19 protein-coding genes are annotated in these 22,942 nt (G+C 72.2%); 7 read left to right on the top strand and 12 right to left on the bottom strand.

Translation table 11 applies throughout. The annotated features are described in order from the left end of the window. Positions 1-66: 66 nt before the first annotated feature. From ACFW9D_RS26305 to hutH, 3 genes are all read right to left on the bottom strand, one after another. Positions 67-636: a HutD family protein gene (locus tag ACFW9D_RS26305; RefSeq protein WP_384625542.1), complete on the bottom strand. Its 570-nt coding sequence runs from the start codon at positions 634-636 to the stop codon at positions 67-69. A gap of 120 nt (positions 637-756) precedes the next feature. Beyond that, positions 757-3,477: an aminotransferase class I/II-fold pyridoxal phosphate-dependent enzyme gene (locus ACFW9D_RS26300; RefSeq protein WP_384625539.1), complete on the bottom strand. Its 2,721-nt coding sequence runs from the start codon at positions 3,475-3,477 to the stop codon at positions 757-759. Between the two features lie 210 nt (positions 3,478-3,687). After that, positions 3,688-5,223, bottom strand: a complete 1,536-nt coding sequence (hutH, locus tag ACFW9D_RS26295; protein WP_188340745.1) for a histidine ammonia-lyase — start codon at positions 5,221-5,223, stop codon at positions 3,688-3,690. A gap of 127 nt (positions 5,224-5,350) precedes the next feature. On the opposite strand from hutH, the gene ACFW9D_RS26290 reads away from it, so the two are divergent. Both ACFW9D_RS26290 and ACFW9D_RS26285 read left to right on the top strand, forming a co-directional pair. Continuing rightward, the gene (locus tag ACFW9D_RS26290) at positions 5,351-6,136 is read left to right on the top strand and encodes an IclR family transcriptional regulator (RefSeq protein WP_188340744.1); all 786 of its coding nucleotides are present in this window, start codon (positions 5,351-5,353) and stop codon (positions 6,134-6,136) included. A gap of 148 nt (positions 6,137-6,284) precedes the next feature. Next, the gene (locus tag ACFW9D_RS26285) at positions 6,285-7,574 is read left to right on the top strand and encodes an alpha/beta hydrolase-fold protein (protein WP_384625535.1); all 1,290 of its coding nucleotides are present in this window, start codon (positions 6,285-6,287) and stop codon (positions 7,572-7,574) included. Between the two features lie 33 nt (positions 7,575-7,607). Here ACFW9D_RS26285 and ACFW9D_RS26280 read toward each other — a convergent pair whose 3' ends face one another. Continuing rightward, positions 7,608-7,949, bottom strand: a complete 342-nt coding sequence (locus ACFW9D_RS26280) for a GNAT family N-acetyltransferase (RefSeq protein ID WP_384625532.1) — start codon at positions 7,947-7,949, stop codon at positions 7,608-7,610. Further along, on the bottom strand, positions 7,946-8,911 hold the full coding sequence (locus ACFW9D_RS26275; RefSeq protein ID WP_384625530.1) for a pirin family protein: 966 nt from the start codon (positions 8,909-8,911) through the stop codon (positions 7,946-7,948). The genes ACFW9D_RS26280 and ACFW9D_RS26275 overlap by 4 nt, the downstream gene beginning before the upstream one ends. A 119-nt stretch (positions 8,912-9,030) precedes the next feature. Between ACFW9D_RS26275 and ACFW9D_RS26270 the strand changes: the two genes are divergently transcribed. Together ACFW9D_RS26270 and ACFW9D_RS26265 are read left to right on the top strand one after the other, a co-directional pair. Continuing rightward, positions 9,031-9,516, top strand: a complete 486-nt coding sequence (locus ACFW9D_RS26270; RefSeq protein WP_384625528.1) for a carboxymuconolactone decarboxylase family protein — start codon at positions 9,031-9,033, stop codon at positions 9,514-9,516. Positions 9,517-9,706: 190 nt separating this feature from the next. After that, positions 9,707-10,138 (top strand): RidA family protein, encoded by a 432-nt coding sequence (locus ACFW9D_RS26265; protein ID WP_223206275.1) that lies wholly within the window; start codon positions 9,707-9,709, stop codon positions 10,136-10,138. On the opposite strand, the gene ACFW9D_RS26260 is transcribed toward ACFW9D_RS26265, so the two are convergent. Next, positions 10,072-10,659, bottom strand: a complete 588-nt coding sequence (locus ACFW9D_RS26260) for a GNAT family N-acetyltransferase (protein WP_384625525.1) — start codon at positions 10,657-10,659, stop codon at positions 10,072-10,074. The genes ACFW9D_RS26265 and ACFW9D_RS26260 overlap by 67 nt on opposite strands. 223 nt (positions 10,660-10,882) lie before the next feature. Between ACFW9D_RS26260 and ACFW9D_RS26255 the strand changes: the two genes are divergently transcribed. The 3 genes from ACFW9D_RS26255 (at position 10,883) to ACFW9D_RS26245 (ending at position 16,045) form a co-directional block, all read left to right on the top strand. Beyond that, entirely contained in the window at positions 10,883-11,866 is a 984-nt protein-coding gene (locus ACFW9D_RS26255) for an ABC transporter ATP-binding protein (protein ID WP_384625523.1), read from the top strand. Continuing rightward, a complete protein-coding gene (locus ACFW9D_RS26250) occupies positions 11,863-13,218 on the top strand; it encodes an ABC transporter permease (protein ID WP_384625520.1) in 1,356 nt (451 codons plus the stop codon). The genes ACFW9D_RS26255 and ACFW9D_RS26250 overlap by 4 nt, the downstream gene beginning before the upstream one ends. A 70-nt stretch (positions 13,219-13,288) precedes the next feature. Continuing rightward, complete coding sequence (locus tag ACFW9D_RS26245; protein WP_384625518.1) at positions 13,289-16,045, top strand: alkaline phosphatase family protein; 2,757 nt, start codon at positions 13,289-13,291, stop codon at positions 16,043-16,045. 49 nt (positions 16,046-16,094) lie between these two features. On the opposite strand, the gene ACFW9D_RS26240 is transcribed toward ACFW9D_RS26245, so the two are convergent. From ACFW9D_RS26240 to ACFW9D_RS26215, 6 genes are all read right to left on the bottom strand, one after another. Beyond that, entirely contained in the window at positions 16,095-17,303 is a 1,209-nt protein-coding gene (locus ACFW9D_RS26240) for an NADH:flavin oxidoreductase (protein WP_384625515.1), read from the bottom strand. Positions 17,304-17,437: 134 nt separating this feature from the next. Beyond that, positions 17,438-18,106, bottom strand: a complete 669-nt coding sequence (locus tag ACFW9D_RS26235) for a GntR family transcriptional regulator (protein ID WP_384625512.1) — start codon at positions 18,104-18,106, stop codon at positions 17,438-17,440. A 96-nt stretch (positions 18,107-18,202) separates the two neighbouring features. Further along, entirely contained in the window at positions 18,203-18,910 is a 708-nt protein-coding gene (locus ACFW9D_RS26230) for an aspartate/glutamate racemase family protein (protein ID WP_384625509.1), read from the bottom strand. Positions 18,911-19,033: 123 nt separating this feature from the next. Beyond that, a complete protein-coding gene (locus ACFW9D_RS26225) occupies positions 19,034-20,053 on the bottom strand; it encodes a DUF6282 family protein (protein ID WP_384625506.1) in 1,020 nt (339 codons plus the stop codon). Next, complete coding sequence (locus tag ACFW9D_RS26220) at positions 20,050-21,111, bottom strand: sugar phosphate isomerase/epimerase family protein (RefSeq protein WP_384625503.1); 1,062 nt, start codon at positions 21,109-21,111, stop codon at positions 20,050-20,052. Before ACFW9D_RS26220 ends, ACFW9D_RS26225 begins: the two co-directional genes overlap by 4 nt. A gap of 45 nt (positions 21,112-21,156) precedes the next feature. After that, positions 21,157-22,680, bottom strand: a complete 1,524-nt coding sequence (locus tag ACFW9D_RS26215; RefSeq protein WP_384625499.1) for an MFS transporter — start codon at positions 22,678-22,680, stop codon at positions 21,157-21,159. Positions 22,681-22,942 lie beyond the last annotated feature (262 nt).

The raw sequence follows: 22,942 nt of genomic DNA, 5'->3' as shown, positions 1-22,942 counted from the left end.
GGCCGCCCGCCATGCGCGCGCCGCGGCCGGGCGGCCGCGGCTTTCCCGCTCTGCTTCCTGTGCGGCTCAGCGGACGTCCGTGAGGGCGACCACCGCGAGGACCCCGTCGACCGCGATGTCGGCGGGGTTCTCGTCGTCCTGGAGCAGGACCGCGTCGAGCCGGCCGAGCGTGACCGAGTCCCGGTACAGGGTCGCGGAGCCCTCCAGGACGATCGCGAACACGCGGGTCCCGGGCGCGGGGTGCAGCACGGTGTAGCGGCGCTCGATGGAGACCTCGGCCTTGGCGTCGGTGCGGCGGACCATCACGTTGAAGTCGACGATGGGGCCGTCGAGCAGCCGGCAGTCGGTGGTGGCGTCGCCGGAGAAGGCGAGCGGCGTGTAGCGGGTGTCGACGACGTGTTCCGTGCCGTCGACGGTGAGGGCCATGCCGGGTCCCTCGACGACGGTGATGATGCGGTCGATGCCCTCGAACGCGGAGAAGGGGCCGCTGCCGGCGACGTCGGCGACGCTGATGCGCCACACGAAGTCGTCGGTGCCGGCGCCCTGGGGGTGGGCCAGGACCTCGGTGGTGATGCCGCCGCCGTTCTTCCACGGTGCGGGGGTCCGCTCGTGCGCGCGCAGGATCTGAGGTGCCATGAGAGGGAGGGGTTCCTTCCGGTCCGGTCGTGATCAGGTGCGGTGGGGAAAACGCGTGCTCCTCCCCCGCGGCCTGGGCTGCGGGAGAGGAGGGTGCGCGATGGTGTTCGGGAGCCGGTTCTAGCGCTCCGCGGTGTGCCGTGCCTCCAGGGCGGCCTCGGTGAAGACCCGGTAGCCGGCCTCGGGGTCGTAGCCGTGGATCTCGCGGGTGTCGAGGGCGGCCATGTAGGTCAGGACGTCCTTGCTGACGACCTGTCCGGGGACGAGGACGGGGAAGCCGGGCGGGTAGGGGGTGACGAAGGTGGCGGAGACGACGGTACGGCCCTGGGCCATGGCGTCACTGATCTCCCGCGTGGACAGGTGCTCGCACTCGGTGTCGTCGTAGGCGAGGAAGAACGCGGCGCGCATGTCGCCCTCGGGGGTGCGCGGGCTCGGCCGGAACGCCGGGTGGAAGGCGCTGAAGTCCGGCAGGGCCGCGGAGCCCGTGCCGAGGCCGGTGACGAGGCCGCGGTGCACGGCGAGGTCGTGCGGGCTCATCTCGCCGACGCTCTCCTCCAGGTCCTCGGCGATACGCACGAGAACCTCGATGAGGTAGGCGACGGAGCTGCGGGTCGTGCCGATGTTCGTCATGAACAGCAGCGTGTTGCGGGTCGTCTTGTTGACCTGCACACCGTGACGGTCCATCAGGAGGTCGTGCTTGAAGGTGTCGCCGTCGATGCCGGTGCGGCCGATGTGCATGGTGGCGCGGGTGGGGTCGAGGACGAACTCGTCCTCCTCCCAGGCCCGTTCCATCCGGGCCAGGCCCGTGCGCAGCGGCTGCTCGATGCCGGAGGAGCGGAAGCGCGGCGGGATCAGCTCGGGTGTGGTGAGCACGTGCAGGTAGCGGCTGAGCAGCGGGTGCTGGTCGACGGCGTCGCGGAGCACCCCGGCCTGTTCGAGCTGCTTCTGGACGAGGGCGTACCCCTCCAGGACCGCCTGGCGGCGGCCCAGGTCCATGGAGGCGAGGATCTGGTAGTTGGGCGAGGTCGAGGTGTGCGTCATGTACGCCTCGTGGAACACCTCGGCGACCTTGTGCCGGAAGTCCTGGTCGAAGACGTGGACCATGGAGCCCTGACGCATCGAGGTGAGCGTCTTGTGCGTGGACTGCGTGGCGTAGACGCGGACGCGGACCTGCTCGGGGTCGGGCAGGAGCCGGGTGGTGGCGAGGGTCTCGTCGTCCGGGTCCTCGCCGAGGCTCTCGCGGTGGGCGGCGTACGTGTCGGCGTACGCGGGGTCGCGGTAGCGGTCGGTGAGGGTGCGGGCGGAGGCCATCGCGGTGCGCCGGCGGTAGACGGGGTGGAAGCGGGCGAAGGCGAACCAGGCCTCGTCCCACAGGAACGCCAGGTCCGGCTTGAGGGCCAGGCACTCCTCCATCACGCGCGTCGGGTTGTAGACGATGCCGTCGAAGGTGCAGTTGGTGAGCATCAGCAGCTTGACGCGGTGCAGCACGCCCTCGCGCTTGAGCATCAGCAGCTTGCGCTTGATCTCCTCGACGGGGACGGCGCCGTACATGCCGTACTCGTCGAGGGGATAGGCGTCGAGGTAGACGACGTGGGCGCCGGCGAGCACGAGTCCGTAGTGGTGGGACTTGTGGCAGTTGCGGTCCACGAGCACGATGTCGCCAGGGCGCACCATCGCCTGCACGACGATCTTGTTGGCGGTCGAGGTGCCGTTGGTGACGAAGTAGGTCCGGCGGGCGCCGAAGGCCTCGGCGGCCAGGTCCTGGGCCTCGCGGAGCGGGCCGGTGGGGGCCAGCAGGGAGTCCAGGCCGCCGGAGGTGGCGGAGGTCTCGGCGAGGAAGATGTTGGTGCCGTAGAAGTCGGCGATCTCGGGTATCCAGGGCGAGTTGAGCACCGAGGCGCCGCGGGAGACCGGCAGGGCGTGGAAGACGCCGGTGGGCTTGCGGCTGTGGGCGCGCAGCGCGGTGAAGAACGGGGCGCGGTGGCGCTCGGTGATGCCGTGCAGGATCGACAGGTGCAGTTCGAGGAGGCCTTCGCGGGCGTGGAAGACGCGCCGGAAGCGGCGGCTGAGGCGGCCCGCAGTGGACTCGACGGCCCGCTCGGAGACGAGGTACAGGTCGAGTTCGGGGCGCAGCGCGAGGAGGCGGTCGCCGAGGGCGCGGACCTGCTCGTCGCTGTCGCCGGGCAGGGCGGCGGGCGCCTGGGCCGACTCGTCGAAGAAGCGGCGCACGACGCTGAGGTCGTGGCGGGAGCGGTCGGTGAACCGGTCGCGGATGACGACGGCCTGGAGGCTGGAGTTGACGAGGGACGTGATGACCGCGTCCTCGAAGCTCGGGGCGACGACGATCTCGTAGGCGAACTCGTCGTCGGGGCGGCGCAGTCGGCGCAGTTCGGCACGGAGCGCCTGTTCCTCGGCGGCGTCCAGGTCGCCGACGACGAGAACCTCGAAGTACGGGGTGGAGGGCGCGGGCGTGGAGTGGGGGGCCTCGGCGCTCTCGTCGGCGCAGCCGCTGGGTGTGGCGGCGGTGTGCGGGGCGGTGCCGCGGTGCCGGTGGCCGGCCAGGGCGCGGTCCAGTTCGTCGGCGCGCTGGGCGAGATGGCGGTGGTCCCCCTCGGCGAGCAGGGCGGAGAGTTCCCTGAGGGCGGGCAGGCCCGGGAAGGCCCAGCAGTGCTCGATGGGGGTGAGGAGGTCGATGAGTTCCTCGATGCCCGCGACGGTGTGCGGGTGGCCGTCCGCGCCCTGCGTGGCGAGGCGGTGGGTGAGGTCCGTCAGGGAGCTCCAGGCGTCGGCGCGCAGTTGCCCGACGCTGTTGTGCACCGTGGCGGTCGGCAGGTCATTCACCGGGAAAGGGCTCCTTCTGAGGGCTGCCCGGCCCGCCGCGGACGGGGAGGGCACGAAGAGGGGTGAGGCGTGGACGGCAGCGGACCAGGGCCTGACCGGCCCTTCCCCCGTCGCGTTGAGGGCCGCTCGGAGGGAAGGGACGGTCAGGGCCTGGCACACCTTCCGGGTCCGGCCGGACCCGGAAGGTGTGGGGCACGGTGTGCGCCCGGATCAGACGAGCGAGCCGGTGACGGACTCGGCGGCGGCCAGGGCGCGGCCGGAGGCGACGTACTGGACGGCCTCCTCGATCTCCGGGGCGAGCCAGCGGTCGGTGCCGGGGCCCTCGACGGTGGCGCGCAGGCCGTCGCGCACGGCCGCGGTGGCCGGGGCGGGGGTCAGCGGGGCGCGCAGGTCCAGGGCGCGGGCGGCGGTGTACAGCTCGACGGCCAGGACGCGGCCGAGGCCGTCGATGGCGCGGCGCAGCTTGCGAGCGGCCGACCAGCCCATGGAGACGTGGTCCTCCTGCATGGCGCTGGAGGGGATCGAGTCCACGGAGGCCGGGGCGGCCAGGCGCTTGAGCTCGGAGACGATCGCGGCCTGCGTGTACTGGGCGATCATGTGGCCGGAGTCCACGCCCGGGTCGTCGGCCAGGAAGGCGTTCAGACCGCGGTTGCGGGCCGGGTCGAGGAAGCGGTCGGTGCGACGCTCGGAGATCGAGGCGACGTCCGCGACGGTGATGGCGAGGAAGTCGAGCACCGCGGCGACGGGGGCGCCGTGGAAGTTGCCGTTGGACTCGACGCGGCCGTCGAGGGTGACGACCGGGTTGTCGACGGCGCTGGCCAGCTCGCGGGAGGCGACGAGCTCGGCGTGCGTGAGGGTGTCACGGGCGGTGCCGTGGACCTGCGGGGTGCAGCGCAGCGAGTAGGCGTCCTGGACGTAGGTGCAGTCCGGGCCGGCGTGGCTGGCGATGATCGCCGAGTCGGCGAGCAGCGAGCGCAGGTTGCCCGCGCTGTCGCCCTGGCCGGGGTGCGGGCGCATGGCCTGCAGGTCGGCGGCGAACACGGCGTCGGTGCCGAGCTGGCCCTCGACGCTCATGGCGGCGGCGATGTCGGCGGTGCGCAGCAGCTTGCGCAGGTCGTGGGCGGCGAGGACGAGCATGCCGAGCATGCCGTCGGTGCCGTTGATGAGGGCGAGGCCCTCCTTCTCCTCGAGGACGACCGGCGTGATGCCGGCGGCGGCGAGGGCTTCGGCGGCGGGCTTCTTCTCACCGTCGGCGGTGCGGACGACGCCCTCGCCCATGACGGCGAGCGCGCAGTGCGCGAGGGGGGCCAGGTCGCCGGAGCAGCCGAGCGAGCCGTACTCGTGGACGACCGGGGTGATGCCGGCGTTCAGGAGCGCGGCGTAGGCCTCGGCCGTCTCGGTGCGGACGCCGGTGCGGCCGGTGGCCAGCGTGGACAGACGCAGCAGCATGAGGGCGCGGACGACCTCGCGCTCGACCTCGGGGCCGGAGCCGGCGGCGTGCGAGCGCACCAGGCTGCGCTGGAGCTGCGTGCGCAGCTCGTTGGGGATGTGGCGGGTGGCCAGGGCGCCGAAGCCGGTGGAGACGCCGTAGTGGGGCTTGACGTCGGTGGCGAGGGCCTTGATGACCTCGCGACTGCGAGCGATCTCCTTGAGGGCCTCGGGCGAGAGCGACACCTGGGCACCGTGACGGGCAACGGACACAACTTCGTCGGCGGAGAGGGCACCGACACCAACAACAACGGTCATGTACCTATGAAGCCGCAGGCAGACGCCGCCCGCGAGTCCTGACGGACGTGTTGTGTCTGGGATCCAAGACTCTCTGTCTGGGATCCCAGACAGATGGTTTGAGCGGTGTCTGGTCTAGTCTCGGCGCATGAGCATCGTCCCTGCCGCGGCGCAGGTCCTGGCCGTGCTGCGCTATCTGGCCCGCCAGGCCGCGCCCGTCCCCGCGGCCGCCATCAGCCGCGACGTGGGACTGCCGCGTTCGACGACCTACCACCTCCTGGACACCCTCGCGGCGGACGGATTCGTGGTGCACCTGCCGGAGGAACGGCGCTACGGGCTCGGGGTGAGCGCCTTCGAGCTCGCCTCCGGGTACGAGCGCCAGGCCCCGTTCCAGCGCCTCGCGCGGGCGCCGCTCGCCTCGCTCGTGGACCGCACGGGGCACAACGCGAACCTGGCGGTGCTGCACGGCCGCGAGGTCATCTACGTCATCGAGGAGCGCGCCCCGGGCCGCCCGCCGCTGGTGTCCGAGGTCGGTGTGCGGCTGCCGGCCACGCTGACCGCGAGCGGCCGGGCCGTGCTCGCCCTGCTGCCGCCCGCGCAGGTGCGGGCCCTGTTCCCCGACCGTTCGGCGTTCGTGCAGCGGCACGGCGCGGGTCCGGCGACGCTGACCGCCCTGCGCACGCTGCTGGCGCAGGCGCGGCGGCGCGGCTACGCGACGGAGGAGGGCGAGGTGACGCCGGGCCTGTCCTCGGTCGCGGCACCCGTCCTGGACCATCACGCGCATCCGATCGCCGGGGTCTCGGTGACCTTCCCGGACGAGGCGGTCGACGAGACGGAGCGGCGGCGGATCGCCGGGCACGTGGCGCACACGGCCCGCGAACTGACCCGCCGGGTGGGCGGTGCGGCGCCCGCGCCGGGCACCCCCTCCCCGTAGGGCGCGACCCCGCGGGCACGTAAGAACAGGGAAAGGGAAGAGCAAAAACACCCGTTTGCCCCAACCCGCCTCCCGCTCCTGGCCTCTTTTCCGACGGAAGCTGCCCCGGGCGGGAGTCGCCCCGTCCCCGGCGAGAGGTGGAGCGGAGATGGGCCTGACGAGTCGGGCGCTGGAGTGCATGACGGTGCTGATCGCGGTCGTGTGCGTGGGGCTGACGGTGTGGGGATGGCCACGGCTCGCGCGGCGCGGCACCCGGTCCGTGCTCGGCAGACTGGCCGCCATCGGCGTGACGCAGACGGCGATCCTGACCGCGTGCGCGGTCATGGTGAACGCGGACTTCGAGTTCTACGGCAGCTGGGACGAGCTGCTCGGGGACGTGCCGACGGCGCCCGCGCAGATCGCGGGCGCGGCCGGTTCCGGGGTCGCGGTGGCGCAGGGCGCGCTGGTGCAGCCGGCCGGGCCGCAGGGTCTTGACCGGGTGAAGGGGCTGCCGGTCGGTCCGCCGGAGCGGGCGGGCAAGGTCGAGTCGGTACGGATCGTGGGGCGGCGCTCGCACGCCCTCAACCCGGCGTTCGTGTATCTGCCGCCGCAGTACTTCCAGCGGCAGTTCCACCGCCAGCGGTTCCCGGTGATCGTCGCCATCAGCGGCTACCCGGGCGGCATCATGAACCTGGCCCAGTTCCTCCAGGTGCCGCAGACGGCCGCCCGGTTGCAGGGCGCGGGCCGGATGCAGCCGACGATCGTGGTGATGGTGCGGCCGACGATCGCACCGCCCCGCGACACCGAGTGCGTGGACGTGCCGGGCGGCCCGAAGGCGGAGACGTTCTTCACCAAGGACCTGCCGGACGCGCTGAAGTCGGCGTACCGGGTCGGGCACGACCCCAGCGCGTGGGGCGCCCTCGGCTACTCGTCGGGCGGGTCCTGCGCGCTGCAGCTGACGCTGCGCAATCCCCGGACGTACACGTCGGCGGCCGCGCTGTCCGCCGACTACGCGATCAAGGACGACCTCACGACGGGTTCGCTGTTCGGCAGCGGGCCGCGCGCCCGGCAGCGGCGGCAGAGCCACGATCTGATCTGGCGGCTCGGGCACCTGCCGGTCCCCCGCGTCTCGGTGCTCGTGGCGAGCAGCCGTGAGGGCGAGAAGGACTACCCGGACACGATGCGGTTCCTCGACGCCGTGCGGCCGCCGATGACCTCGGCGCGGATCATCCTGCCGCGCGGCAGCCACCACTTCACGACGTGGCTGCGGGAGATCGAGCCCGCGATGGAGTGGATGGGCAAGCAGCTCACCTTCCCGCAGGACACGACGCCGGGCGCCCGGCCCAAGCCCGGGCCGAGCACGGCGGGATCGCCTTCGCCCTCGGCCCCGGAGCCGGCCGCGAGCGCGGTGGCGGGTGAGGACGAGGACGACGCCAAGGCCCCGGCCCCGCGGCCGTAGTCGGTCGGCGCGCGGGCCGGGGATCCCGGACGCTCAGTGCTTGAGCTGGGCATCCAGCCACGTCAGGGTGTCCGGGGTCACCGGGTCCGTGATGTCGGCGTACTCCTCGTGCTTCTTCAGGAACTTCGCCACGTACGGGCAGACGGGCACGATGCGCTTGCCGGCCGCGCGGACGTCGTCGAGGGCCTCGCGGACGAGGATCGCGGCGAGGCCCTGGCCGGCGAACGCGTCGTCGATCTCGGTGTGGAAGAAGACGCGGCGGTCGTCGCGGTCCCGGTAGGCGGTGAAGCCGGCGGGCTTGCCGTCGACCTCGATGGTGTAGCGGTGGCGGGCGTCGACGCGCTGGACTACGGGGGTGGCGGCGGGCTCGGTCATGACCGGGGTCCTCTCGGTGTCGGGTTCCTGCGGGGCGTGAGGGTGGCGTTGGGAAGGACGGGCGCCGGGAGGCGGTCGCCGGGGTAGCCGACGACCTCGCCGAAGCGGTCGGAGGCCTTCTCCCATTCCTCGCGCGCCTCGGCGATGTCCTCGTGGCTGCGGCCGATGAAGTTCCACCACATGACGATCTCCTCGCCGAACGGCGGGCCGCCGAGCAGGATCAGCCGGGCGGCGTCCTCCGTGTCGTTGGTGAGGGTCACGGTGGCGGCGCCGGGCTCCAGGTAGCCCAGCTCGGCGCGCTTCAGGGGCGTACCGGCGAAGGTGACCGCGCCCTCGTCGACGAGCAGTCCGTGCTCGAAGGACGGGTCCACGTCGAGCGTGACGCTCGCGCCCGGGGCGAGCAGCAGCTCCGCGCCGAGCAGTGGGCTGTACGTCCGCACGGGCGAGGTGGAGCCCGCGAGGGTGCCGAGGAAGACGCTGACGTCGGCGCCGTCGATCCGCACGCGCTCGGGGACGTGGTGCTGGAAGTCGCGGGCGGTGTGCCGGTGCCGGTCCGGCAGGGCTACCCACAGCTGGACGCCGTGCAGCACGGTGGTGGCGGCGGTGGAGACCTCGGAGTGGCTGATTCCGTGGCCGCTGGTCATCAGGTTCAGTTCGCCGGGCCGGACCATGGCGTGCGAGCCGAGACTGTCGCGGTGCTCGATCTCGCCGCTGAACAGCCAGCTCACCGTCTGCAGTCCGGTGTGCGGATGCGGGGCGACGACCATGCCGCCGGTGTCGCCGACGTCGTCGGGTCCGTAGTGGTCGATGAAGCACCAGGCCCCGATCAGTGTCCGGGCCCGCTGCGGCAGTGTCCGGCGCACGTTCATGGCGCGCGGGCCGCCCAGGGGCACCTCCCGTGCGGTGATGACCTCGGCCCGCGGCGCGGCAGGATCCGTGTCCGTGCCGTCTGCGACGCTCATCCTCACCCTCCCACCCTAGCTAGTTTCATATTCAACAATTATGCTTGATCATACGACGCGGGACCCGCCCACGCCAGCAGCGCCGGACAGGTGCCCGACTCACACCACAGGAGAGCGAATTGAGCGACACGGCAACCGGACCCGAGCCGCGCGTCTTCGTCGACAAGCAGAGCCCCAAGGCCTATCACGCGCTGGTCCAGACGTCGGACGCCGTGCGCACGACGGCGGCGGACGCGGGCCTCGACCGCATTCTGGTCGAGCTGGTGAACCTCCGCGTGTCGCAGATCAACGGCTGCGCGTACTGCCTCCACGTCCACACACGCGCCGCGCTGCGGGCCGGCGAGACCACGCAGCGCCTCGGGGTGCTGGCCGCATGGCGCGACACCGAGGTGTTCACGGAGCGCGAGCGGGCGGCACTGGCCCTCGCCGAGGCGACGACGACCCCGGCCGACGGCGCCGCGCAGGACGCCGCCTACGCACAGGCCCGCGCGGTCTTCACGGACGACGAACTCTCCGCCGTGGTCTGGGTCGCCATCACCATCAACGCCTTCAACCGCGTCTCGATCCTGAGCAAGCATCCGGTACGGCCGAACCCGGCACCGTGACAGGCCGGGAGCAGCGCCCGAGCCGGTCGGCACGCGGGCGGCGAGCTACCGGCCCCTCCCCCTCGCGCTCACTCACCCGCTCGTCGCCTCACGCGGGCGTCAGGCCAGCCGGAGGCGATGCCGAAAGCGCATGGCAGGCCTGCGGAATACGCGCTGGTGCGATGCGGTGTCGTCGGGTGAGGATCGGGGCGTGGACGAGAAGAGCACGCAGAACGAGAAGCAGAAGCAGTCCCGGCTCACGCACATCGCCGCGCCGGAGGGCGTCGCGCCGGGGACCGGGTACACCCAAGTCGTCAGCGGCACGGGGAAGTTGATCGCGGTCTCGGGGCAGATCGCCGTGGACGAGAAGGGGGAGCTGGTCGGCGAGGGGGACGCCGGCGCGCAGGCCCGCCAGGTCTTCGAGAACCTGAACCGCTGCCTCGCGGCGGCCGGAGCGACCTTCGACGACGTCGTCAAGCTCACCTTCTACGTGACGGACGTGGCTCACCTCCCCGCGGTGCGGGTGGCGCGCGACGCGTACGTGGACGTGGAACGCCCGCCCGCCAGCACGGCGGTTCAGGTGGCGGCGCTGTTCCGGCCCGAGCTGCTGCTCGAGGTGGAGGCGTGGGCGCTGGTGCCCTGAGGCTCCACACGCTCGCGTACGTGGAGATGGCCCTCCCCCGGCTTCCCCGGGAGCGGGGGGAGGATCTCCGTCAGGGCGAAGCCCGCCTTCTCCGCGACGCGGCAGGAGGCGGGGTTGCCCTCGTTGTGGATCAGCTGGACGCGGGTCAGGGCGGGAGTGGTGAACACCCAGTCGGTGAGCAGGGCGACGGCGCGGCCGGCCAGGCCGCGCCCTCGTGCCGGTGCGCCGATCCAGTAGCCGACCTCGGCCACCGGGCCGGTCCCGCCGGGGCGTTTGACGACCGCGTGACCGGCCACCTCCCCGTCCGCGACGACGGCGAAGCAGAACCGCTCCCCCATCCCCCGTGACGCGTTCTGCTCGGCGATCCACCGCCGCGCGCCCGCCGTGTCGGTGACGCGGTGCGTCGTCCAGCGGCGCAGCGCGTCGTCGTCCATCAGGGCGGGCAGCACGGCGGCGTCGGCCGGCTCCCAGGGGCGCAGGGTCAGGTCCCCGGAGCCGAGTACAAGTGTGTCCGTGTTCATGTGCCGGTTACCGCCCCTTGACTGTCGTGCCGTGCGCCGCGCGCGCCGTCGCGCGTGCTGGTGCGCAGCGTAACGAGGCCGCCCAAGTGGCGGCGCGCCCGGGTGACTTGACGATGGCTTGAAGGGCCATCCATTTCCTGTTCCATGAGTGTTCTCCGCGCCGTCCCTGACGCAGTCGGGCGCCGTCCCTAGGGTCCCTTGAGGGTTTGTGAGGAAGGGACTCATGGAGACACCAGAGGCGTCCGCGGCGATACGGGCCCGGGGCATCACCAAGACGTTCGGCGACGTGGTCGCCCTCGACGGCGTCGACCTGGACGTGGCCCGAGGGCAGATCCACGGGCTCGTGGGACCCAACGGCGCGGGCAAGACCACGCTGCTCGGCCTGTTGCTCGGGCTCGCGCTCGCCGACGAGGGGCGCCTCGACATCCTCGGCACGCCGGTCGGCCGGACGCTCGCCGTGGGCGAAGGCGTCGCAGGGTTCGTGGACGGACCCGGTCTGTACCCGTCGCTGACCGCGCGCCAGAACCTCCGCGCCCTGGCCGCCCTGCGCGGCGGCCCCGCCCGGCCCGCCGACGTGGACGACGTGCTCGCGGAGGTCGGTCTGACGGACGTCGCCGACGACCGCACGCGCGGCTTCTCGCTCGGGATGCGGCAACGGCTCGGTCTGGCGGCCGCGTTGCTGACCCGTCCCCGGCTGCTCGTCCTCGACGAGCCCGCGAACGGCCTCGACCCGGCCGGCAAGCGCCAGGTGCATGGTGTGCTGAAACGGCTGGCCCGCGAGGGGGTCGCCATCGTGCTGTCGAGCCACCGCATGGACGACCTGGAGGCGCTCTGCTCCGAGGTGACGATCCTCGCCGCCGGACGCGTCGTGTTCTCCGGCCCCCTCGCCAAACTGGCCGCCGAGAACCGCGAACTCGACTACCGGCTGCGCACCCCGGACCCGGACCGGGCCCGCGCGCACGCCGCCGAGGTGCCCGGCGTCCGGCTGCGCACCGATCGACACACCGGCCAGGACCCCGAGGTGCTGTTCGTCGGTGCCCGGACGGAGGCCCTCGACGCGCTCGTCGCCCGCTGCGTCCGCGACGGCGTCGCCGTACGGGAGCTCGCGCCCGTCGTCTCCCCGCTGGAGGCGGCCTTCCTCGCCCTCACCACGACCGGCCCGGACAGCGGACCGGTGGACGCCCCGACCGAGGAGGCCGGCCGATGAGTGCCGTCGCGCTCGCCCCCGACAACGTTGCCGCACCTCAGCCCGCCCTGTTCCTGCGGGGCCTGCGCTTCGAATGGGTCAAGCTGCTCTCGCAGTGGCGCATCCGGCTGCTGCTCCTGGCCTGCTGGATCGCACCGGCACTGTTCGTCGCGGCGGTCTCCGTGCAGGGCACACTGCCCACCGACACCCTGTTCGGCCGCTGGATGCACGCCTCGGGCTGGGCGGGCCCGCTGGTGATCCTCGGATTCGCCGGCTCGTGGGCACTGCCACTGCTGACCTCGCTCGTGGCCGGTGACGTGTTCGCCGCCGAGGACCGGCTCGGCACGTGGCGCCATCTGCTCGTCGCGGTGCGCTCGCCCCGGCGGATCTTCGCGGCGAAGACGCTCGCGAGCCTCGGCGTGCTCCTGCTGCTCGTGGCGGGACTGGCCTGTTCCAGCGTGCTCGGCGGCCTCCTCGCGGTCGGGAACCAGCCGCTGGTCGGCCTCGACGGGCACCAGCTCGCCCCCGGCGACGCCGCGCTGCGGGTACTGCTCGCCTGGCTCTGCGCGCTCGCCCCGACGCTCGCCCTCGCCGGCGTCGGCCTCCTCGGCTCCGTGGCCCTCGGCCGCTCTCCCATGGGCCTGCTGCTGCCCGCGCTCGTCGCGCTCGTGACGCAGCTCGCGCAGATGCTGCCGGTGCCGGTCGCCGTGCGCGCGGCGCTGCCCGGCTACGCCTTCATCTCCTGGAGCGGCCTGTTCGCGGCCCCCGTCCAGCTCGCCCCGCTCCTCACCGGCGTTCTCGTCGCGCTGATCTGGGCGGTGGCGGCGACCGTGCTCGCGTATGTCCTGTTCGTGCGGCGGGACTTCACGGACCTGAGCTACGACGGTGCGGGACGCCGCGCGATCACGCTGGGCGCGCTGCCGCTGGCCGGGCTGCTCGCCGTCTCGGTGGCCGTCGTCGCCGCGGCGAGTCCCGCCTCGGGTTCGGGGATCACACAGGCGAAGGTCGAGCGGTCCGTGGCCGTGGCGTTCGGCCATCTGTACCGGACGCAGACCGAGCAGCTGCACCGTCCCGCGGTCACCGAGGCGCAGCTGAAGGCCTCCGCCGCCTGCTCGAAGGGCGACGTACGGGACGGCGCCGAGGGCGCGGGCAACGACTGGCGCTGCGTCGTCTCCTGGCATCTGCCCGGGCTGCGGGCCACCGGCTCGGCGATCTACCAGCTCGACGTCACACCCGACGGACGGTACGTGGCGGACGGCGACGGGCCGAAGGAAGTGAACGGCTACTTCCTGGTGCGCACCCCCGAGGGCGACGCCGCCAACCCCCTGTGGCAATTCGACGGCAACGTCGAACTGCTCTCCGCCGGCCCCTGACCCGGACTCCCGCGCCGACCCCGAACCAGCCACCTCCCACACACCCCTCGAACCCTCTGAAGGGACAACCATGCAGGTGACACGTCGTCGTCGGGCTGTGGAGAGAGGCCGGTCCGGTCTCCCGCGCAGACCCGCCGGCCGTCGCACCCCCTTGGTCCTCGCGGGCATCTGCGCCCTCGCCCTCGCCGCGACCGGCACCGCGCTGGCCTCGACCACGCCGTTCGGCGAGGACCGGGTCGGCCAGGTCACCGACCGCGGCCAGGTCGTCTCCGCCGACCAGTACATCGACCCGTACGGCGAGCGGCTCGTCATCGACAACGGCAAGATCATGTCGTCGACCGTGAGCCCGGACGGGAAGCACCTCGCCGCGTCCCTCGCCGACGGCGGCTCCGCGCTCGGCATCGTCGACCTCGACGGCTGGAAGGTGCGCCAGCTCGTCGGCAGCGGCGCCGCGTCCAAGCCCCGGATCGCGTCGAACGAGGTGGGCCAGGAAGGGCCCACGTACTCGCCGGACGGGAAGCAGCTGTGGCTCGGCCAGACCGACGGCTACACGCGGTTCACCGTGGCGGACGACGGTTCGGTCACCGATCCGACCACGATCAGGCTCCCGGTCGACGGGACCAAGCACGCGCTCGTCGCCGAGCCCGTCTTCTCGGCCGACGCGTCCACCGTGTACGCGGCGGTCAACGGGCAGAACAAGGTGGTCGCGCTCGACGCGGCCACCGGCGCGGTGAAGCAGTCCTGGGCCGTGGGCAACGCACCGCGCGACATGGTGCGCGTCGGCGACAAGCTGTACGTGAGCAACGAGGGCGGGCGTCCGGCCCGGCCCGGCGACAGCACCATCAACTCGTACGGCACCCAGGTTCCCGCCGACCAGCGGACCGCCGCGACGACGACCGGCACGGTCAGCGTGATCGACCTGGCCCACCCGTCCGCGGACGCCGCGAGCATCGACGTGGGGCTGCACCCGACGGCGCTGTACGCGAAGAAGGGCGCGCTGTTCGTCACGAACACGGCCACCAACGACGTGTCGGTCATCGACACGGCGAAGGACAAGGTCGTGCAGACGATCGCCACCCAGCCGTGGCCGGAGGCCTCGGTCGGCTACGAGCCGGACGCGGTGACGCTGACCGACGACGGGCACCTCCTCGTGACGCTGGGCCGGGCCAACGCGGTCGCCGTCTACCGGTACACGAGCGCGCAGGAGCCGGTCGGCTACGTGGGGCTGATCCCGACGGACTACTTCCCGTCCGAGATCACAACCGTCGGCGACCAGGTGGTCGTCTCCAACACCCGCGGTGTCGACGCCCGGCGTCCGACCACGGCGGCCGGTCACGGCACGCACGACACGACCTCGAGCCTCACCCGGTTCGCGCTGCCGAGCGACAAGACGGTCAAGTCGCTGACGGGCAAGGTGTTCCGGCAGAACGGCTGGACGCGCGGCGCCGTCAGCAAGGCGACCCAGGGCCGCACCCCGAAGCCGGTGCCGGTCCCGGCGCGGCTCGGCGATCCGTCGACGATCAAGCACGTGTTCCTGATCGTGAAGGAGAACCGCACCTACGACCAGGTCTTCGGCGACGTCGAGAAGGGCGAGGGCGATCCCGCGCTCGCCCAGTTCGGCGAGAACGTGACGCCGAACCAGCACGCCATGGCCGAGCAGTTCGGCCTGTACGACAACACGTACGACATCGGCACGAACTCGGCCGAGGGCCACAACTGGCTCATGCAGGCCGACAATCCGGAGTACACGGAGTCCTCGGCGGGTGCGTACAAGCGCAGTTACGACACCGAGGACGACGCGCTCGGGCACCAGCGCACCGGGTTCATCTGGACCGGGGCGCAGGCGGCCGGGAAGTCGGTGCGCAACTACGGCGAGTTCCAGCAGTTCCTGACGAAGCCGGCCGGCGCGAGCTGGCAGAACCTGTACTGCGACGCGAAGAACATGCGGGCCACGGGCGCCGACACCGCCTACGACCTGGTGTCGTCCTCGCCGATCCCGTCGCTCGACGAGGTGTCGGAGCACGGCTTCGCGAAGTTCGACACCGCCGTGCCGGACATCTACCGGGCCGAGATCTGGAAGCGTGACTTCGAGAAGAACGGGCCGAAGAACCTCAACATGTTCTGGCTGTCCAGCGACCACACCGGCGGGCCCGCGGGCGCGGCGGCGCAGGTCGCGGACAACGACCTGGCGACCGGCCGGATCGTCGACGCGATCTCGCACAGCAAGTACTGGAAGGACTCCGCGATCTTCGTGGTCGAGGACGACTCCCAGGCGGGCCTGGACCACGTGGACGGGCACCGGGCGCCGGTGCAGATCATCAGCCCGTACGCGCGCCGCGGTGTCGTCGACAGCCGCTACTACACGCAGATCACGATGATCCGCACGATCGAGCAGATCCTCGGGATCCACCCGATGAACCAGAAGGACAGCGCGGCCACGCCGATGCGCGGGGCGTTCACCCAGCGCCCCGACCTCACGCCGTTCACCGCGCTGCCGAACCGGACGCCGCTGACCGACGGCCTGAAGACGCCGCCGTCCTGCGGTCTGGACACCCCGGCCGCGCAGAACCCGTCGGCGGCCGCCGTGCCCACCCTGAAGGTGCCCGCCGAGCGGCGTGAGCTGGCGGCGACCTGGGACCGCTGGAAGGAGAAGCAGCGGCTGACCGGCCCGAACGCCACTCCGGACTTCGCGAACCCCGCGCAGATGAACCACTTCACGTGGTACGAGACGCACGGGTGGAAGAAGCCGTACCCGGGTGAGAGCAAGCTGTACGCGCCGAAGGACGTGCCGGGCGCGTTCCTCCCCTCGGCGGAGCGCGACGGCTGATCCGCCGGGCCGAGCCGCGGGGGCGGTGGCGCCGGGACTCCCCCCGGTGTCACCGCCCCTGTTTTTCTGTCTTCTCCGGCTTCTCCGGGCAGTGGGTGCCGCGGTAGATGGTGGGCATGCAGCGGTTGCAGTGGATGCACAGGGAGGGGGTCGTGCGGTCGCGGGCGATGCGTTCGACGAGATCGGGTTCGCGCAGCAGGGCGCGGGCCATGGCCACGAACTGGAAGCCCTCCTTCATGGCCCGTTCCATGGTGTCGAGGCTCGTGATGCCGCCGAGCAGGGTGAGCGGGAGGTCGAGCGCCGCCCGGAAGCGGCGCGCGTGTTCCAGGAGGTACGCGTCCTCGTACGGGTACGTGCGCAGGAAGCGGTCCCCGAAGAGGCGGATGCCGAGCCGCTGCGGCGCCGGGAACTGGGCGGCGAACTCCTTCAGCGGGGCGTCGCCGCGGAAGAGGTACATCGGGTTGAGCAGGGAGCTGCCGGCGGTGAGCTGGAGGGCGTCGAGGCCGCCGTCGTCCTGGAGCCAGCGGGCGACCTGGAGGGACTCGTCGACGCCGAGGCCGCCGGGCACTCCGTCCTTCATGTTGAGTTTGGCGGTGATGGCGATGCGGTCGCCGACGGCGTCACGGACGGCGCGGGCGATGCCGCGGGTGACCTCGGCGCGGTGGGCGAGGCTGCCGCCGTAGCGGTCGGTGCGGCGGTTCAGCTTGGGGCTGAGGAAGGCGCTGGCCAGGTAGTTGTGGCCGAAGTGGAGTTCGACGGCGTCGAATCCGGACTCGACGGCGAGCCGGGCGGCGTCCGCGTGGGCCCGGGTGACCCGGGCGATGTCCTCGGCGGTCGCCGCCCGGGTGCGGCGCAGGCTGACGGGGCTGAACCTGCTCTGTGGCGCGAGGGCCGGCAGGCCGGTGGAGGAGGCGTCGGCGACGGGTCCTGCGTGGCCGAGCTGGGCGCAGGCTGCGGCGCCCTCGGCGTGCACGGCGTCGGTGAGGCGCCGCAGTCCGGGGACGGCTTCCGGGCGCATCCAGATCTGGCGGCGTTCGGTACGGCCCTCCGGGGCGACGGCGCAGTAGGCGACGGTCGTCATCGCGATGCCGCCCGCGGCGTGGCGGCGGTGGAAGTCGACGAGGTCGTCGGTGACGAGCGCGTCGGGGGTCATGCCTTCGAAGGTGGCGGCCTTGACGACGCGGTTGCGCAGGGTGAGGGGGCCCAGGCGGGCGGGCGCGAGCGGGTCGGGCACCGGGTGGGGGCTCGGGTCGGGCATGCGGGTCAACCTCCTGACGGGTCAGGCGAGTTGGACGGAGCCGAAGTGCGGCACGGCATGACAGCACGCCGCGCCGCACTTTTCCATCGTCGTGTCCCGGCGGCCGGGACCGCCGACGCCGCCGGCCGCTCCCGTCAGCTGTCGAAGAGACCCTTGAGGGTGCGCTCGCGCGAGGCGCGTACATGGTCGCGGGCCGCGGGGGCGGCGGCCTCGGGGTCGCCGGCGACGATGGCGGCGGCCAGGGCCTCGTGCTCGGCCTGGATCATGCCGAAGTCCTCGACCTTGCGGCGCAGCCAGTCGACGCGGCCGACGATCGGCTCCAGGGTCTCGGCCAGCAGCTTGTTGCCCGCGAGGGCGGTGATCTCCTCGTGGAGGCTGGAGTTCGCGTCGTGCACGGCGGAGGCGTCCCCGGCGCCCGCCGCGTCCCCGGCCCGTTCGGTGGCGGCCGAGAGCCGGGTCGGCGCGCCCTCGGCGACGCGCTCGGCGGCCTGCCGCGCGGCGAGGACCTCGAGGGCCTCGCGCAGGTCGTACAGCTCGGAGACCTGGCGGCGGTCGAGGGTGCGCACGACCACGCCGCGGGTGGGCAGGTGCTCGACGAGGCCCTCGTGGTGCAGGATGCGCAGCGCCTCGCGGACCGGCAGCCGGGACACCTTGAACTGCTGGGCGAGTTCCTGCTCGACGAGGCGGGTGCCGGGCGGCAGCGTGCCGTCGTAGATGCTGTTGCGCAGGTGTTCGCGGACGATGTCGCGCAGCGGCTTCTTGTTGCGGTACAGCTTCGAGGACGATGAGGACGAAGTCGTCACGGGTCTCTGCTCACACTCGTTCGACGGACCGGGGGTGCCAGTCTGGGCCTGACGGGCCTGTCTTCGCCAGGCCGGGGGGCGCGGTGCGGGCTCGGTTCAGCCGCCTGCGGGCGCATTCAGGGTGTCGAGGACGAGGGCGGCGGCGCTGGGGACGGGCTCGACGATGTCGACGAGGCCGAGCGCGGCGAGCCGGCGGGCGGCGTCGCTGAGCGGGCCGCCCGCGATGATCACGGCCTCGGCGCCGTCCCGGTCGACGCAGGCGCGGACGGCGCCGGCGAGCTCCTCGTACTGCTGGTCGGCGGAGGCGGCGAGCAGGAGCGGGTCGGAGGGGGTGAGGCGGACGCCGGTGAAGGCGGCGGCGTGGCCGTGCCGGGCGACGAGTTCGGTGAGCGAGTCGACGAGCAGCGGGGTGCTGGTCGCCATGCCGAAGGCGCGGCCCCCGGCGGCGGCCGCGTGGACGGAGGCCTGGCCGATGCCGATGACGGGGACGTCGATCTCCTCGGCGAGGCGGTCGCGGGCGGGGTCGCCGATGGCGGCGACGATCACGGCGGCGACGGGCGGGGCGCCGGTGTCGGCCAGTCGGTCGCGGACGGTGTCGACAACGTGCTGGGCGGACTCCTTGAGGGTGATCGGGTCGGTGATCATCGAGGGGCCCTGCCCGGCGGTGCGGCTCTCCACCGTGATTCCCGCGGGGGCCAGGTGGTTCCGGGCCAGCTCGGCCATCATCGAGGTCGTGCCCCGGTTGGTGTTGGGGTTGACGAGCAGGACGGTCCGGGTTCCGGTGTGCGGCGCGTGCGGGGGCAACGGAGGGGCCCTTTCGTTGGGCGCCCGAGCGGGTTCGGGCGTGGGGTGACGTGAGCGTCCCATGATGACGGCGGGGTCGGCGGGGAGGCCGGGCGGGCCCGGCCTCCCCGTGCGGCGCGCGGGTTACTCGCCGAGGTCGAGCAGGCGGTCCGGGTTGCCCTTGATCATGGTGATGATCTCGTCGGGCTTGAACTCGAGGTCGAGCAGCGAGCTGATGAGGGTGCGCATGCCCTCGACGGGCGTCGGGCCGGAGCGGATGCCGTAGTCGGTGCCGAGGATGAAGTGCTCGATGCCGATCTCGCGGATCTGCCGGGCCCAGGGCATGATGCCGCTGAACTCGGGGGCGTTGGCGATGCCGGCGATCTCGTCGGCCCACTCGCGCTCGACGTAGTAGTTGGTACGGGGCAGGCCGCGGTGGAACATCCAGTCGGAGACGGCGCCCTCGAGGAAGACGCCCTTGGCGGCGAGCTCCTTCTGCTGCTCGGTCGTCATGCGGCCGCGGCACGGGTGCGCGACGACGATCTTGCGGATGCCGGCGGCCTGGGCGAGCTCGACGAGCCGGAAGGCCTCCGGGACGGAGAGGTGCCCGGTGTTGAGGTGGACGTCGGGCCGCTCGGCGATCAGCCCGAGGATCTCCTCGAGGTCCCCGGGGACGGGCCCCTCCAGCGGGATGCGGATGGCGCGGGACAGCTCCTGCTCGGCGAACTTGGGGTACTGGTCCTTGAACGGGACGGGCTTGCCGTCGACGTAGGAGCCCTCGTGGCTGGCCATGAAGTGGGTGCAGTGCGCGCCGAAGTGGACGAACTTGGCGCCGGCGCCGTAGTGCAGGGCGGTCTTGACGGCGCGCGGGTTCAGGCCGCCGAGGACGGAGGTCATGATGATGCCGCCGAAGATCTCGATCCCGGGGACCTGGCGCTTCACCAGCATCGAGGTGCCGTTGCTGATGCCCATGGTGTGGTCGTAGTAGACGAGGGACTTCATGCCGGCGTCCCGGGCCTGCTCGGCGATGGCGAACGGGTCGAGGCGGCCGGGGCAGGACTTGAGCCACGGGCCGGCGTGGACGTGGACGTCGCTGACGCCGCGGATCAGCTCGTCGGGCAGGTCCATGGAGCGTTCTTCGGAGGTCTCGTACAGAGCGGTCACTTGGCGTTCTCCTCACAGATGGCACGGATGTGGGCGGCGCTGTCGCGGATCTGGCTCACGGCCTCGGTGTAGCCGAAGGGCTGGGCGGCGTAGGTCTCCAGGTCCGGCAGTTCACCGGCGGCGATGCGCTGTTCGTAGGCGCGGACGGTCCTGAGGTAGTCGGCGAACTCGGTGGTGGTCAGGTCGGGGTGGGCCCGGAGGAACTCCTCGTCGTAGATCTCCAGGAGCCACTTCTCGGGGCTGCGCGGGCGGTCCTCGTACGATTCGTAGGTCTCCAGGGTCAGGTTCAGTCCGGGGTTGGCCGCCATGAGGATCGGGACGACCTGGGTGAAGTCGACGACGCCGGTTCCGCAGGGGCGCAGCTGGTACCAGAGGCCCTCGTCGCCATGGGCGAGGTGGGCGTCCTTGATGTGGGTCTGCCGGACGTAGGGCGCGACGCGACGGGCGGTCCACACGGGGTGCTCGACGCGGTGCAGGGCGTTGGCCGTGTCGTAGACGATGCCGACGACGTCGGGTCCGACGGCCTCGGCGAGACGGACCAGTTCGAAGGAGGTGATCTCCTCGTGGGTCTCCAGGTTGATGTGGACGCCGAGGTCACGGGCGTAGGGGGCGAGCCGGCCGAGGAAGCGCTCGGTGGCGGTCAGCTGCTCGTCCCAGGTGACGTCGGTGCGGAAGCGGTCCCAGGCGAGCCGGCCGTGGTACTGGGGTTTGACGATCGCGGTGGAGCCCCACAGTTCGCGGCAGCCGATGGCGGCCGCGGCCTCCATCATGCGGCGGAAGCCCAGCAGGGTGTCGCCGTCGCCGATCGCCCGCAGTTCGGGGGCCTCGGGGATGGCGAAGGGGTTGACCTTGCCGAGGCCGGTCTCCAGGTAGAGGCCGAGGTCGTCGGCCCGCGCCCGCAGATTGCGGAGCTCGGCGGCGTCGAGGGTGGGGCTCAGGTCCAGGACCGAGCGGAAGAAGACTCCGTCGAGGCCCAGTTCCCTGGCGTGGGCGAGGGTTCCGCCGGGTCCTCGTTTGGCGGACTCGGGGATCTTCAGCCCGTCGATTCCGATGCGCACGGCCGTGTCCAATCCTTGGGTCGGTGAAGGAGCTGTCGTGGGTGGTCAGTTCTCGTCGTGGAGTTCCTCGAGGGAGCGGCCGAAGGTCTCGGGGCCGAAGGGCACGGCGACGAGGACGACGGCGCACATGACGGCGACGAGGCCGAGGAGCGCGGTGGGGCCCATGGAGCCGAGCAGGGCGCCGGCGACGGGCGGCAGGAGCGCGCCGCCGATCATGCCGAGGTTGGAGATGACGCCGATGCCGAAGGCGCGGACGCGGGTCGGGTAGAGCTCGGGGCACCAGGTGGAGATGGAGCAGTTGGCCCACCAGGAGAAGAATTCGAAGAGGAAGCCGAGGACCAGGATCTCCGTCGCTCCGTCGGCCAGGAAGGGGAAGGCGAGGGCGGAGGCGCAGGAGAGGGCGGCGGCGACGGCGATGGTGGGCTTACGCCGGAAGCGGGTGTTGAGGTAGGTGGCGAAGAGGGTGCCGGTGACCGCGCCCATGAAAATGATCATGGTGAAGGTGAGGCTGGTGGCGACGGGGTAGCCCCGGTCCACGAGGAGCGTCGGCCAGAAGGTGAGCAGGACGAACTGGGCGCCGAACAGGGCGGCGGTGCAGGAGCCGAGGACGGCGGAGTTGCGTCCGAGGCGGCCGCGCAGGATCTCGGTCCACTGGGCCTTCTCCTCGCTCAGCCTGAGGCCCTCGGGCAGGTAGCTGGTGACGGCGAGGCCGCGCGGGTTCATCTTTCCGGAGGCGAGGACGCTCAGCGCGCGGTTGGCGTCGGCGGTGCGGGCCTTGGAGATGAGGTAGCGCGGGGTCTCCGGCATGTGCCGCCGGGTGTAGAGGACGAGCAGGGCCGGGAGGCAGAGCAGGACGAACACCCAGCGCCAGCCGGCCTCGGGGCCGCCGAGGAGGGCGGGCAGGTGCGGGCCGATCCAGCCGACGGTGAGCAGGCCGAAGAGGTACGCGGCCGGGTTGCCGAGGCCGCCCGCTCCGACCTGGAGCAGGGAGATGGCGGTGCCGCGGAACTGGGTGGAGGTCATCTCGGCGAGCAGGGTGAGGCCGACGACGAACTCGCCGCCGAGCCCGAGCCCGACGACGATCCGGCCGGCGACGAGGACCTCGAAGTTGGGCGCGAGGGCGCAGATCAGTGCGCCCAGGCTGTAGAGCGCGAGGTTGAAGTTGAACATCGTCTTGCGGCCCTTGAGGTCGCTGAGCCAGCCGGCGAGCGCGGCTCCCACGTACATCGCGCCGAAGGTGGCGGAGGCGAGGAAGCCGATGCCGGTGGAGGTGACGCCCCACTGTTCCTTGAGGAAGGGGGCGACGATCCCGACGGTGTTCTGCTCGATGACGTCGAAGAACGCGCCGAAGACGACGATCGAGAGGATCACCTTGTGGCAGCGGTTGGTGCCGATGCGGTCCATGGCCTGGGCCAGCAGGTGCTGGGCCCGGCGCTGGTCGTCGGCGCCGTCCGGTGCGGGGACGGCGGGGGCGGCGGGCGGCGCCGCCTCCCGGGTGGCCGCGGGGCCGGTGGCGTCGGCGGCGGTGAGGTTCAGGGGCGGTTCTGGTTCCGAGCGGAAGTGCGTCATCGCGGGCTCCTTTGAGCTCCGGGCACGGGGGCGTGTCGTGAACCTGGGGCTCCGGCCGGCGCGGGGACGCCGGGGGCCGGAGCCGTTCGAGAGGTGGTCCCGGTGTGGAGCGGCCGGGGGTTGCCCGGCGCGTCTGACACAACCGTTCCGCGGTCCGGAAGCAGCATTCCGACCCCGCTTGGGATCCCATAGTGCTCGCGCCGATTCCGGGGGTGGAGACGAGCGGTAACCCAACATATATCTCCCGAAACGAAGACACACA

Origin of the sequence: Streptomyces sp. NPDC059524, assembly GCF_042749255.1 — a bacterium.
Taxonomy (GTDB): Bacteria; Actinomycetota; Actinomycetes; order Streptomycetales; family Streptomycetaceae; genus Streptomyces; species Streptomyces xanthii.
The sequence above is the reverse complement of the archived record's forward strand: the minus strand, read 5'-3'. Positions and strand labels throughout refer to the sequence as shown.

Bases quoted from the DNA above. Each gene is read 5' to 3' on its own strand.
- ACFW9D_RS26285 (WP_384625535.1), top strand. From the start codon at position 6,285: ATGGGCCTGACGAGTCGGGCGCTGGAGTGCATGACGGTGCTGATCGCG.
- ACFW9D_RS26260 (WP_384625525.1), bottom strand. From the start codon at position 10,659: ATGAACACGGACACACTTGTACTCGGCTCCGGGGACCTGACCCTGCGC.
- ACFW9D_RS26250 (WP_384625520.1), top strand. From the start codon at position 11,863: ATGAGTGCCGTCGCGCTCGCCCCCGACAACGTTGCCGCACCTCAGCCC.
- ACFW9D_RS26240 (WP_384625515.1), bottom strand. From the start codon at position 17,303: ATGCCCGACCCGAGCCCCCACCCGGTGCCCGACCCGCTCGCGCCCGCC.
- ACFW9D_RS26255 (WP_384625523.1), top strand. From the start codon at position 10,883: ATGGAGACACCAGAGGCGTCCGCGGCGATACGGGCCCGGGGCATCACC.
- ACFW9D_RS26275 (WP_384625530.1), bottom strand. From the start codon at position 8,911: ATGAGCGTCGCAGACGGCACGGACACGGATCCTGCCGCGCCGCGGGCC.
- ACFW9D_RS26290 (WP_188340744.1), top strand. From the start codon at position 5,351: ATGAGCATCGTCCCTGCCGCGGCGCAGGTCCTGGCCGTGCTGCGCTAT.
- ACFW9D_RS26215 (WP_384625499.1), bottom strand. From the start codon at position 22,680: ATGACGCACTTCCGCTCGGAACCAGAACCGCCCCTGAACCTCACCGCC.
- ACFW9D_RS26305 (WP_384625542.1), bottom strand. From the start codon at position 636: ATGGCACCTCAGATCCTGCGCGCGCACGAGCGGACCCCCGCACCGTGG.
- ACFW9D_RS26280 (WP_384625532.1), bottom strand. From the start codon at position 7,949: ATGACCGAGCCCGCCGCCACCCCCGTAGTCCAGCGCGTCGACGCCCGC.
- ACFW9D_RS26245 (WP_384625518.1), top strand. From the start codon at position 13,289: ATGCAGGTGACACGTCGTCGTCGGGCTGTGGAGAGAGGCCGGTCCGGT.
- hutH (WP_188340745.1), bottom strand. From the start codon at position 5,223: ATGACCGTTGTTGTTGGTGTCGGTGCCCTCTCCGCCGACGAAGTTGTG.